We start from the raw sequence: 12,770 nt of genomic DNA, 5'->3' as shown, positions 1-12,770 counted from the left end.
TCATGAGAAAGGAAGATAAAGGTAATATTATAGCCCAACTTGGCGAAGTCTTGAATGAGTATGCTCATTTCTATCTGGTTGATGTGACGGGGTTAAATGCCGCAACGACCAGTGCGATGAGAAGAAAATGTTTTCAGTCTGAAATTAAAATGGTAGTTGTGAAGAATACATTACTTCACAAAGCTTTGGAAGCAGCTGAAACGGATTATACTCCTTTGTACGATTGCTTAAAGGGCACGACTGCTGTGTTGTTTGCAAATACGGCAAATGCTCCAGCAAAGTTGTTGAAAGATTTTGCTAAGGATGGAATGCCTGCATTGAAAGCGGCTTATGCTGAAGAAGGTTTCTATGTGGGTGCAGACCAACTCGAAGCTCTCACGGCTATCAAGAGTAAGGATGAAGTTATTGCCGAGATTGTGGCTTTGTTGCAATCACCGGCGAAGAATGTACTTTCTGCTCTTCAATCAGGTGGAAACACTATTCATGGAGTTCTCAAGACTCTCGGTGAAAGACCCGAATAATTTAAATTAGTATCAAACAAATAAAAAATAGAATAAAAATGGCAGATTTGAAAGCTATTGCTGAAGAATTGGTAAATTTGACAGTTAAGGAAGTTAATGAATTGGCAACTATCCTGAAGGATGAGTATGGAATTGAACCTGCTGCTGCAGCTGTTGCTGTTGCTGCTGGTCCTGCTGCTGGCGGTGCTGAAGCTGCTGCTGCAAAGGATTCTTTCGATGTTGTATTGAAGAGTGCAGGTGCAGCTAAGTTGCAGGTAGTTAAGGCTGTGAAAGAAGCTTGTGGCCTTGGCTTGAAAGAAGCAAAAGAAATGGTTGACGGTGCTCCTAGCGTGCTGAAGGAAGGAATGCCGAAAGCTGATGCTGAAGCTTTGAAGAAGACTCTCGAAGAAGCTGGTGCTGAAATCGAGTTGAAGTAATTAAAAAGCCTGTATTAGCAGGTTTGTCGGTAAAGAATCCTCTGGTAGAGGGTTCTTTACCTTTTTGTGTCTAAAACTATCAACAAGTTCAACTAATAATAATATAGATGTCTTCTAATCTTGTAAATCAGAGAGTTAACTTTGCAACAGTTAAGAGTCCGATGCCTTATCCGGATTTTCTTGATGTGCAATTGAAGTCGTTTAAGGACTTCCTGCAGTTGGATACTCCTCCTGAGAAACGTAAAAACGACGGCTTGTATAAAGTCTTCTCAGAGAATTTTCCAATTGCCGATACGCGTAATAACTTCGTTTTGGAGTTCCTTGATTATTATATTGATCCGCCGCGCTATACTATAGAAGAGTGTTTAGAGCGGGGACTCACCTATAGTGTGCCGCTCAAGGCCAAATTGAAGTTGTACTGTACCGACCCGGACCACGAAGACTTTGACACGGTTATTCAGGATGTGTTCTTAGGTCCTATTCCCTATATGACCGATAATGGAACTTTTATTATTAACGGTGCAGAACGAGTTGTAGTTTCTCAGTTACATCGTTCTCCAGGTGTTTTCTTCGGTTCAAGTATTCACGCGAATGGGACGCAACTGTATTCGGCACGAATCATTCCATTCAAAGGTTCATGGATTGAATTTGCTACAGACATCAATAATGTCATGTATGCGTATATCGACCGCAAGAAGAAATTGCCTGTTACGACTTTGTTGCGTGCCATAGGTTTCGAGGACGACAAGGATATTTTGGAGATATTCAACTTGGCAGAAGAAGTCAAAGCGACGAAAACCAATTTAAAGAAATACATAGGTAAGAAGTTAGCTGCGCGCGTACTGAAGAGTTGGATTGAAGATTTCGTGGATGAAGATACCGGTGAGGTGGTTTCAATAGAGCGTAATGAAGTCATCTTAGACCGTGAGGCTATATTGGACGAAGACAATATTTGTATCATTTTGGATAGCGGTGTCCAAAGTGTGTTGTTGCATAAGGAAGAGATAAATACGTCTGATTATTCTATCATTTTCAATACACTTCAGAAAGACCCGAGTAATTCTGAGAAGGAGGCTGTATTATACATTTACCGTCAGTTGCGTAATGCCGACCCCGCAGATGATGCCAGTGCACGTGAAGTTATCAATAACTTGTTCTTTTCAGAGAAACGTTATGATTTGGGCGAAGTGGGACGATACCGTATCAATAGAAAACTGAATCTTTCTACGGATATGGACGTCCGCGTATTGACGAAAGAAGATATTATCGAGATTATCAAGTATTTGATAGAGTTGATAAACTCGAAGGCACTTGTGGATGACATTGACCATTTGAGCAATCGTCGTGTAAGGACTGTGGGCGAACAATTAAGCAATCAGTTTGCTATTGGTTTGGCTCGCATGAGTCGTACGATTCGGGAACGTATGAATGTACGTGATAACGAAGTCTTTACTCCGACGGACCTGATTAATGCGAAGACCATTTCTTCCGTGATTAATTCTTTCTTCGGGACCAATGCCCTTTCGCAATTCATGGACCAGACCAACCCTTTGGCAGAGGTAACGCACAAACGTCGTTTGTCTGCCCTCGGTCCTGGCGGTTTGTCTCGTGAACGTGCCGGTTTTGAGGTGCGTGACGTACACTATACACACTATGGCCGCCTGTGTCCTATCGAATCTCCTGAAGGACCGAACATCGGTTTGATTTCTTCTTTGTGTGTATATGCCAAGATTAACGACCTCGGTTTCATCGAAACCCCCTACCGTAAGGTGCAAGACGGAGTGGTTGATTTATCATTGGAAACCGGTATTGAATATTTGACAGCAGAAGAGGAAGAAGGCAAGATTATCGGACAGGGTAATGCGCCGTTGAATGATGACGGTACGTTTATCCGTAAGAAAGTAAAGTGTCGTCAGGATGACGATTATCCAGTTGTTCCCCCTTCTGATGTGAATCTGATGGACGTGGCTCCGCAGCAGATTGCTTCTATTGCCGCATCTTTGATTCCGTTCTTGGAGCATGACGATGCGCACCGTGCGTTGATGGGTTCAAACATGATGCGCCAGGCGGTGCCTTTGTTGCGTAGCGAATCTCCGATTGTAGGTACCGGTATAGAAAAGCAGGTATGTGAGGATTCCCGTACGATGATTACAGCCGAGGGTGATGGTGTGATAGAGTATGTGGACGCTACGACCATTCGTATTTTGTACGACCGTACGGAAGAAGAAGAGTTCGTAAGTTTCGAGCCAGCGTTGAAAGAATACCGTATTCCGAAGTTCCGTCGTACAAACCAGAATATGACGATAGACCTGCGTCCTATCTGCGATAAAGGTCAACGCGTAAAAGCCGGAGACATCTTGACGGAAGGTTATTCTACCCAACAAGGAGAACTGGCGTTGGGTAAGAACCTTTTGGTGGCTTACATGCCATGGAAAGGCTATAACTATGAAGATGCCATTGTGCTGAACGAACGCGTGGTACGCGAAGATATTTTGACTTCTATCCATGTGGAAGAATTCTCGTTGGAAGTGCGTGAAACGAAACGTGGAGTGGAAGAGTTGACGGCCGACATTCCGAATGTAAGCGAAGAAGCTACTAAAGATTTGGATGAAAATGGTATTGTCCGCGTCGGTGCCCGCATTCAGCCAGGTGATATTATGATTGGTAAGATTACTCCGAAGGGTGAGAGCGATCCTTCGCCCGAAGAGAAGCTGCTGCGTGCCATTTTCGGTGATAAAGCCGGTGATGTGAAGGATGCTTCTTTGAAAGCTTCTCCGTCATTGAATGGTGTGGTGATAGATAAGAAGTTGTTCTCCCGTGCCATCAAGACACGTGCTGCCAAGGCTGCGGACAAGCTGATCCTTCCGAAAATAGATGAGGAATTCAACAGTAAGGTTGAAGATCTGAAGGCCATCTTGATAGACAAATTGTTGGAACTGACGAAAGACAAGGTTTCACAAGGCGTGAAAGATTATATGGGTAGCGATGTGATTGCTTCGGGACGTAAGTTTGCGGCTTCCGCTTTGGAAGGACTCGATTTTACGACGATACAGTTAAGTGGCTGGACGGACGACGAGCATCTGAACGGATTGATATCTCAACTGATTATAAACTTCCTGAAGAAATACAAGTTGCTTGATGCCGAACTGAAACGTAAGAAGTTTGCGATTACGATTGGCGATGAGTTGCCTTCAGGTATCATTCAGATGGCTAAGGTTTATATCGCCAAGAAACGTAAGATCGGTGTCGGCGACAAGATGGCCGGACGTCACGGAAACAAGGGTATCGTATCAAAAATCGTACGTCAGGAAGACATGCCGTTCTTGGCCGACGGAACGCCGGTCGATATCGTTTTGAATCCGTTGGGTGTGCCTTCTCGTATGAACATCGGTCAGATTTTCGAGACTGTTTTAGGGGCTGCCGGAAAAGAACTTGGAGTGAAGTTTGCGACTCCGATTTTCGATGGTGCTACGTTGGATGACTTGTGTGAATGGACGGATAAGGCCGGTTTGCCGCGCTATTGCTCTACGCAGTTGTATGATGGCGAGACCGGTGAGAAGTTCGACCAGTTGGCCACTGTCGGTATTGCTTATATGTTGAAGTTAGGCCACATGGTAGAAGACAAGATGCACGCCCGTTCCATCGGTCCGTATTCATTGATTACCCAACAGCCGCTCGGTGGTAAGGCACAGTTCGGTGGTCAGCGTTTCGGAGAAATGGAAGTCTGGGCCATTGAGGCGTTCGGTGCATCTCATGTGCTACAGGAAATCTTGACTATCAAGTCGGACGATGTGGTAGGCCGTTCGAAAGCATACGAAGCGATTGTCAAGGGCGAGCCGATGCCGACTCCGGGTATCCCGGAATCACTGAATGTGTTGCTCCACGAGTTGAGAGGCTTGGGGTTGAGCATTACGCTTGAATAACAGTTGAACTCTTTTATTAATAACAGAATATGGCTTTTAGAAAAGAATCTAAAATAAAGAGTAACTTTACGAAGATTACCATCGGATTGGCTTCGCCCGAAGAAATCCTGGAAAATTCGTATGGTGAGGTTTTGAAACCCGAAACCATTAACTATCGTACCTATAAACCCGAACGTGACGGTTTGTTCTGCGAGCGTATTTTCGGTCCGACGAAGGATTATGAATGCCATTGCGGAAAGTACAAACGGATTCGTTATAAAGGTATTGTTTGCGACCGTTGTGGCGTGGAAGTAACAGAAAAGAAGGTACGTCGCGAACGTTCAGGACACATTGCGTTGGTGGTACCTGTAGCTCATATATGGTATTTTCGTTCGTTACCTAACAAAATCGGTTATCTGTTGGGAATACCGACAAAGAAGTTGGATGCAGTCATTTACTACGAACGTTATATTGTCATCCAACCGGGTGTGTTGGCCGAAGAAGGAATCGCAGCAAACGATTTGCTGACCGAAGATGAATATTTGGATTATTTGGAGAAACTTCCCAAAGAGAACCAGTATTTGGATGATTCGGATCCTAATAAGTTCATAGCCAAGATGGGAGCAGAGGCCATTTATGACCTTTTAATCCGTTTGGATTTGGATAAATTGTCATACGAATTGCGTGACAGTGCCAATGCCGATACGGCCCAGCAGCGTAAGACCGAAGCTCTGAAGCGATTGCAGGTGGTTGAGTCATTCCGTGCTAGCCGGGGACGCAATAAGCCCGAATGGATGATTATGAAAATCCTTCCGGTGATTCCGCCCGAACTGCGTCCGTTGGTTCCGTTGGATGGCGGCCGTTTCGCCACTTCCGACTTGAACGACTTGTATCGCCGTGTCATTATCCGTAACAACCGTCTGAAGCGACTGATTGAAATCAAAGCTCCCGAGGTGATTTTGCGTAATGAGAAACGTATGTTGCAAGAGGCCGTGGACAGCTTGTTCGACAACTCCCGCAAATCCAGTGCGGTAAAGACGGATGCCAACCGTCCTTTGAAGTCCCTTTCCGATTCGTTGAAAGGTAAGCAAGGCCGTTTCCGTCAGAACCTGTTGGGTAAGCGTGTGGACTATTCAGCCCGTTCGGTAATCGTTGTAGGACCGGAGTTGAAGATGGGAGAATGCGGTCTGCCTAAATTGATGGCCGCAGAACTTTATAAGCCGTTCATCATCCGTAAGCTCATAGAACGCGGTATCGTGAAGACCGTGAAGTCTGCCAAGAAGATTGTAGACCGCAAGGAACCCGTGATTTGGGATATTTTGGAATACGTAATGAAAGGTCATCCAGTGTTGTTGAACCGTGCCCCGACATTGCACCGCTTGGGTATCCAGGCTTTCCAACCCAAGATGATAGAAGGTAAGGCTATCCAGTTGCACCCGTTGGCATGTACGGCGTTCAATGCCGATTTCGACGGTGACCAGATGGCCGTGCATTTGCCTTTGAGCAACGAAGCGATTCTGGAAGCGCAGATTCTGATGTTGCAGTCTCACAATATTCTGAATCCGGCAAACGGTGCGCCGATTACGGTGCCTTCTCAGGATATGGTGTTGGGCCTCTACTATATTACCAAGCTCCGTCCCGGTTCTAAGGGCGAAGGTTTGACATTCTATGGTCCCGAAGAGGCTATCATTGCTTACAATGAGAAGCGTGTGGACATTCATGCGCCTATTAAAGTTGTGGTAAAAGACCTGAATGCGAATGGCGAGTTGGAAAAGAAGATGGTGGAAACGTCTGTAGGTCGTGTGATTGTCAACGAGATTATACCGGAAGAAGTCGGTTATTTCAATGACATCATTTCCAAAAAGACCTTGCGCGGCATCATTACCGACGTGATCAAGACGGTAGGTGTGGCTCGTGCCTGCGAATTCCTGGACGGTATCAAGAATCTGGGTTATCGCATGGCATACGTGGGTGGTTTGTCTTTCAACTTGGGGGATATTATCATTCCGGAAGAAAAAGAGGAACTGGTTCGTCGCGGAAACGAAGAAGTGGAACGTATTGCCAATGATTATGGTATGGGTTTCATTACGGACAACGAACGTTATAACCAGGTCATCGATACTTGGACACACGTCAATAACGACCTTTCCAAGGTCTTGATGAAGACCATGAAAGAAGCCGATCAGGGTTTCAATGCCGTATATATGATGTTGGATTCCGGAGCCCGTGGTTCTGCCGGACAGATCAGCCAGCTTTCCGGTATGCGTGGTTTGATGGCCAAGCCCCAGAAAGCCGGAGCCGAAGGCGCCCAGATTATCGAAAACCCGATTCTTTCCAACTTCAAGGAAGGCATGAGTGTGTTGGAGTACTTCATTTCTACCCACGGTGCCCGTAAGGGTCTGGCCGATACGGCCTTGAAGACAGCCGATGCCGGTTACTTGACGCGTCGTCTTGTGGACGTATCCCACGATGTGATTATCACGGAAGAGGATTGCGGTACGTTGCGCGGTCTGGTATGTACGGCTTTGAAGAACGGCGATGAAGTCATTTCTTCACTTTACGAACGTATCCTCGGACGTGTGTCCGTGCATGATATTATCAATCCTACGACGGGTAAGTTGATTGTTTCCGCCGGGGAGGAAATCACGGAAGACAAGGCACAGGAAATCGAAGACTCTCCGATTGAGAGCGTGGAAATCCGTTCCGTATTGACTTGCGAGAGCCGTAAGGGAGTCTGCATGAAGTGCTATGGCCGCAACTTGGCTACGAGCCGGATGGTACAGAAAGGCGAGGCGGTCGGTGTGATTGCCGCCCAGTCCATCGGTGAGCCGGGTACACAGTTGACGTTGCGTACGTTCCATGCCGGTGGTGTGGCTTCGAATGCGGCAGCCAATGCGTCTATCGTCGCGAAGTACGATTCGAAGGTAGAGTTTGAAGAGTTGCGTACGGTAGACATTACCGATGAGACCGGAAATGCAGCCAAGATGGTGGTAGGACGTTTGGCCGAGGTCCGCTTCGTCGACGTGAATACCGATATTGTCCTCTTCACGCAAAATGTGCCTTACGGTTCTACTTTGTATGTGAACGAAGGAGATAAAGTAGAGAAAGGCAAGCTGATAGCCAAGTGGGATCCGTTTAACGCGGTTATCGTGACGGAAACTCCGGGTAAGATTCAGTTTGAAGACGTGATAGAAGGTGTGACTTATCGTGTGGAAGCCGACGAGACGACGGGTCTGCGCGAGATGATTATCATAGAGTCAAAAGACAGGACGAAGGTTCCCTCGGCTCATATCTTGGACGAGAACGGAGAGCTGATTCGTACGTATAACTTCCCCATCGGCGGACACTTGGCTATTGAGGACAATCAGATTGTCAAAGCCGGAGACGTATTGGTGAAGATTCCGCGTGCCGTAGGTAAAGCCGGCGACATCACGGGAGGTCTTCCGCGTGTGACGGAGTTGTTCGAAGCGCGTAATCCGTCCAATCCCGCAGTGGTTTCGGAAATCGACGGTGAAATCACGATGGGTAAACTGAAACGCGGTAACCGTGAGATTATCGTCACTTCCAAGTTGGGTGAAGTGAAGAAGTATCTCGTGCCGTTGTCCAAACAGATTCTGGTACAAGAGAACGACTATGTACGTGCTGGTACTCCGTTGTCTGACGGTGCCACTACGCCTGCCGACATTTTGGCCATTAAAGGTCCAACAGCGGTGCAGGAGTATATCGTGAACGAGATACAGGACGTGTATCGTCTGCAGGGTGTGAAGATTAACGATAAGCACTTTGAGGTGATTGTCCGCCAGATGATGCGCAAAGTGCAGATTGACGAACCGGGCGACACGCGGTTCTTGGAACAGCAGATTGTGGACAAACTCGATTTCGCAGAAGAGAACGACCGCATTTGGGGCAAGAAAGTCGTGGTGGATGCCGGTGACTCGGAAACGATGCAGAAAGGTATGATTGTGACGGCCCGTAAGTTGCGTGACGAGAATTCTACGTTGAAACGTAAGGATTTGAAGTTAGTGCAGGTACGTGACGCCATGCCGGCCACTTCAATCCAGATTCTGCAAGGTATTACCCGTGCGGCACTGCAGACTTCGAGCTTCATGTCGGCAGCTTCCTTCCAGGAAACGACGAAGGTGCTGAATGACGCGGCCATCAATGGAAAGACCGATAAACTCGAAGGTATGAAGGAGAACGTGATTTGCGGTCATCTGATACCGGCGGGTACGGGGCTTCGTGAGTTCGGTAAGATTGTCGTAGGTTGTCAGGAGGAATACGATCGCCTGATGGCCAATCGTAAGTCCATACTTGATTTTGACAAGTAGATAAATCTTGTAAAGGAGTGTTGACAAGACCGCTTCCGGATATATTCCGGGGCGGTTTTTTTGTAGTGTAACGAATCGTTTGTTTGGTGTTACATTTTATATATTCCTATTGTTTGGTCGGTTTATTTTATCCACCTTTATAGTGAAATAAATATGTATAATTCTTGTGAGGCTTTTTTATGATAGGACTTATTAGAAAATGGGATAACTTGAAATCCTTGATTACATTATCTTTCCTTTTCGGGTGGTGTTGCCAAACCTTGGCCCAAACGGTATGCGCTCCGTCTGCATTGGACAGCCTCCTGGGATGCATGACCCGTGTGGTGTCCACGACACGTCATGTGGTCCAGGAGAAGGTCTACCTCCATTTCGACAACACGGGTTACTTCATGGGCGAGAAGATGTGGTTCACGGCCTATGTGGTCCGTGCAGACGGGCACCGTCCCGGCGTCCGTAGCCGCGTGCTCTACGTGGAGCTGCTGAACCCGAGTGGCGACGTGGTGCAGCGGCGGAAGCTGAAGATAGACGGGCGTGGCCATGCGCACGGTGACTTATCGTTGGATTCCCTTTACGGCGCGGGCTTCTATGAGGTCCGTGCCTTCACCCGTTACATGTCGAACTGGGGCGGCCCGGCGTGTTTCTCCCGCGTGTTCCCGGTGTTCCGCGCCCCTTCCACCCTGGGAGCTTATGATCCGGTGATGGACGAGCGCAGTTACCGTCGCCGCCTGCCGGATTTCCGTGAGGCGGACACATTGCACCGTTCGCGTCTGAACGTGTCCTTTTATCCGGAGGGTGGCCGTCTGGTGTCGGGCTTGCGCAGCCGCGTGGCCTTTCAGGTCTCCGACGGCAGTGGGCGTCATGTGCATGCCGCAGGTGAGCTGTTGGACGGTGATGGGCGTGTGGTGTGCCGTGGTTCTTCAGACAGCATCGGTCGTGGTGTATTCACCGTCCCGTCTTCCTGCGACGGTCTTCGTTTCCGCCTGCGTGACGCCCGTGGCCATATTAAGGAATTTCCCTTGCCGGATCCCTCCTCAGAGGGTTGCGTGTTGGAGCTTCCCCCGTGTTTTGACGATTCTTTGCGTTTCAGCGTCCGTGGCACGGCGTCGTACCGTGACCGCCTGTTGGGCTACATGCTGATGAACTACGGCCGTGTATGGACTTGCGACACGTTCCGCGTGGGCTCGGGTTACCATAAGTCGTACCTTCGGGACAGCCTTCCCGAGGGCGTGAACCAGCTGACGGTGTTCGACGGCAGCGGCCGCATCCTGTGCGAACGCTTGTTTTTCCTTTTTCCGAAGCCTTCCCCTTCCGACACGATCGGCATCAAATCAGAGACGGCCCGTCTCACTCCCTGCGGCAAGGTCCGCCTCCGCCTGCGTTCCGTCCCCGGCTCTGTCTTCTCCTTTTCTGCGATGGACGGCGGCACGGTGTTCAACGGGCGCGGCCCTTCGGTGAAGTCATGGCTGCTGCTGTCTTCCGAAGTGAAGGGTTACATCGAGGACGTGGGTTATTATTTCGAGTCGGACGATTCGGTGCACCGCCGCGCGTCTGACCTGTTGATGCTGGTCCAGGGTTGGCGGCGTTACGACTGGGAGGAACTGTCCGGGTATCGTCCGCGCAGTCCGGAGGAGTGGCATCCGGTGGAAGATACGCTGTACGTCACGGGGCGTCTTCGTTCGGTAAAGAAATCGCTTCCGGTGGATGGCATTCCTCTGAAAGCCTACGTATATTCCGGAGGAAGCCATTTGGACGGTGCCACGGTGACAGACAGTTTGGGCCGTTATGCCTTTTCGCTTCCGGACGTATGGGGGGAGTGGAACCTTCAGCTCAAGGCCGGTGTGAAGAAGCTTAAGAGCCGTTACCTCTTGACGGTTGACCGTCGTTTCGGTCCTCCGGCCCGCCGCTTGTCCCCTTATGAGTGCCGTGCCCTTCCGGTCCTTCCGTCGGACTTGCCCTTACTGCCGGACACGATGGAGTTCGACACGTTGCCCCTTCTTTCCCTTTCGGAACGGCTTCACAAGCTTCCCGAGGTGGACGTGAAGGCCAAACGCCGTTTCACGGACGGTGCCCGTGCGGCCTGGGCTACGGAGAAGCGCGGGCAGTATTGGGCCGACGTGTATTATGACTGCGATGAGGAAACGGAACGGTATTTGGATGAAGGGAAAGAAATCCCGTTATTCAAAGATTGGTTTATGGGACGGGTAGAGTTTGCTGATTTGAATAATCTGCTTTTTTTTCCGGGGATAGATGTGAAGGGGGCTCTTACGCCTGTAGAGTTAGCTGTCGCGAAAGATACTTTAGTGAGAGAGGGGGGAGGACTTTCCGATGAAGAGGAAGAAACCGAAGCGATTGCCAATGGGGGAGAATGTCAAGACGAGGATTATATTGGACGTTATAAAGGGCATCCGATTGTGTGGATTTTAGATAATGTGTATGCCGGAGGAGGAGGAAAACTGGCGATGAAAGTCCCTGCAGGTGCTAAAACGAAAAAAAATGATGTTTCGTTTCCTGTTTTTTTGGACGAAGCGAAGTCTGTGTACATTACAGAAGACCCGGGTGCGTCGGCATCTTACCATTATCCTCCTTTTGCGGAGGAGGTGGTCACCGTTTTCGTTTATTCGCATGGGGCATCAACTCGTAGATCGGAAAAAGGCGTTCGCCGCACATTCTTCCAAGGTTACAATGTGCCTTCCACGTTCGAGATGCCGGATTATTCCCTGATGCCCCCGGCGGAGGACTTCCGCCGCACGCTGTATTGGAACCCGGACGTGCGGACGGACGGGAAGGGCGAGGCTATTATCGAGTTTTACAACAATTCGTCTTGCCGTGAAATTCGGATATCCGCTGAGGGTGTCACACCGGACGGGCGGAGCATTTTCAATGAATGAGAAAATGAAATAGATTTCGTTCATAGAAGAGCGTATGGCTTTATTCCCGTGTAACGTGTACTTTCTCTTATGTATCAAAAGTATTTTCAGATGTAACAGATTGCATGGTTGCTGTTGTCGCTTCCAATCTTTTTCTGCAAATTTGAGTCGATTAAAAACAATTTAGAATATGGAAAAGAAGAATTTGTTAGTGAGAGCTTTGGCTCCGGTTGTTTTGGCCGGATTGGTGTTTGTGGGATTTTCCGCGTGTTCCCAAGATGATGGTTACCCTGAGGGTTTTGTGCTGAATGATGAGACAGGCACAGCTACTTTGGCGAAGAGGAGCATGCCGCAAGGAGGGGAGTCTGTAACTCCGCCAAAGCCTCCAAAAGAAGAGGATGATGAACCAAAACGGATATTGGCAGGTTCAAGCGATTTTGATGTAGTAATATTTGCGGATATTCCGTTAATGGATAATATGGGAAATGTACATTATGAGAATAGACCTGTGGGGGTTATGGGTGAGGTGTATGTTTATTGGGTAGAACCGGGGAAGGGTTTCCCAAAGCCGCATTATGACGTTGAGGTAGTTTTTGATGATGATGAATTGTCTGTGGGTGATGTGTATCACTCGTCCGTTAACGATAGGGGGATTATGGATGTTTATTTTACGGTGTATGGTCAGCAAGTAGGTGCAAATGTGGAGATTATTCCTGAATATCAAATTAAAAGCTAA

General features: G+C 48.4%; 6 protein-coding genes. All 6 read left to right on the top strand.

What is annotated here, in order from left to right:
* Positions 1–2: 2 nt before the first annotated feature.
* The 6 genes from rplJ to E0E47_RS09485 all read left to right on the top strand — a co-directional run bounded on the left by rplJ (position 3) and on the right by E0E47_RS09485 (position 12,770).
* A complete protein-coding gene (gene rplJ, locus E0E47_RS09510) occupies positions 3–521 on the top strand; it encodes a 50S ribosomal protein L10 (RefSeq protein ID WP_021980206.1) in 519 nt (172 codons plus the stop codon).
* A 38-nt stretch (positions 522–559) separates the two neighbouring features.
* The gene (rplL, locus tag E0E47_RS09505) at positions 560–937 is read left to right on the top strand and encodes a 50S ribosomal protein L7/L12 (RefSeq protein ID WP_008623169.1); all 378 of its coding nucleotides are present in this window, start codon (positions 560–562) and stop codon (positions 935–937) included.
* 107 nt (positions 938–1,044) lie between these two features.
* The gene (gene rpoB, locus E0E47_RS09500; protein ID WP_008623168.1) at positions 1,045–4,860 is read left to right on the top strand and encodes a DNA-directed RNA polymerase subunit beta; all 3,816 of its coding nucleotides are present in this window, start codon (positions 1,045–1,047) and stop codon (positions 4,858–4,860) included.
* A gap of 29 nt (positions 4,861–4,889) precedes the next feature.
* Positions 4,890–9,167: a DNA-directed RNA polymerase subunit beta' gene (rpoC, locus tag E0E47_RS09495; protein WP_130893551.1), complete on the top strand. Its 4,278-nt coding sequence runs from the start codon at positions 4,890–4,892 to the stop codon at positions 9,165–9,167.
* 179 nt (positions 9,168–9,346) lie between these two features.
* The gene (locus E0E47_RS09490) at positions 9,347–12,055 is read left to right on the top strand and encodes a hypothetical protein (protein ID WP_130893550.1); all 2,709 of its coding nucleotides are present in this window, start codon (positions 9,347–9,349) and stop codon (positions 12,053–12,055) included.
* Between the two features lie 169 nt (positions 12,056–12,224).
* Complete coding sequence (locus E0E47_RS09485) at positions 12,225–12,770, top strand: hypothetical protein (protein ID WP_130893549.1); 546 nt, start codon at positions 12,225–12,227, stop codon at positions 12,768–12,770.

Source organism: Paraprevotella xylaniphila YIT 11841 (assembly GCF_900683745.1).
In the GTDB taxonomy this organism is placed as follows: domain Bacteria; phylum Bacteroidota; class Bacteroidia; order Bacteroidales; family Bacteroidaceae; genus Paraprevotella; species Paraprevotella xylaniphila.
Note: the sequence above shows the minus strand (reverse complement) of the source record. Positions and strands in the feature narration are given on the sequence as shown.

Excerpts from the sequence above, each read along its gene's own strand:
- rpoC (WP_130893551.1), top strand. The coding sequence starts at position 4,890 with ATGGCTTTTAGAAAAGAATCTAAAATAAAGAGTAACTTTACGAAGATT.
- E0E47_RS09485 (WP_130893549.1), top strand. The coding sequence starts at position 12,225 with ATGGAAAAGAAGAATTTGTTAGTGAGAGCTTTGGCTCCGGTTGTTTTG.
- rpoB (WP_008623168.1), top strand. The coding sequence starts at position 1,045 with ATGTCTTCTAATCTTGTAAATCAGAGAGTTAACTTTGCAACAGTTAAG.
- rplJ (WP_021980206.1), top strand. The coding sequence starts at position 3 with ATGAGAAAGGAAGATAAAGGTAATATTATAGCCCAACTTGGCGAAGTC.
- rplL (WP_008623169.1), top strand. The coding sequence starts at position 560 with ATGGCAGATTTGAAAGCTATTGCTGAAGAATTGGTAAATTTGACAGTT.
- E0E47_RS09490 (WP_130893550.1), top strand. The coding sequence starts at position 9,347 with ATGATAGGACTTATTAGAAAATGGGATAACTTGAAATCCTTGATTACA.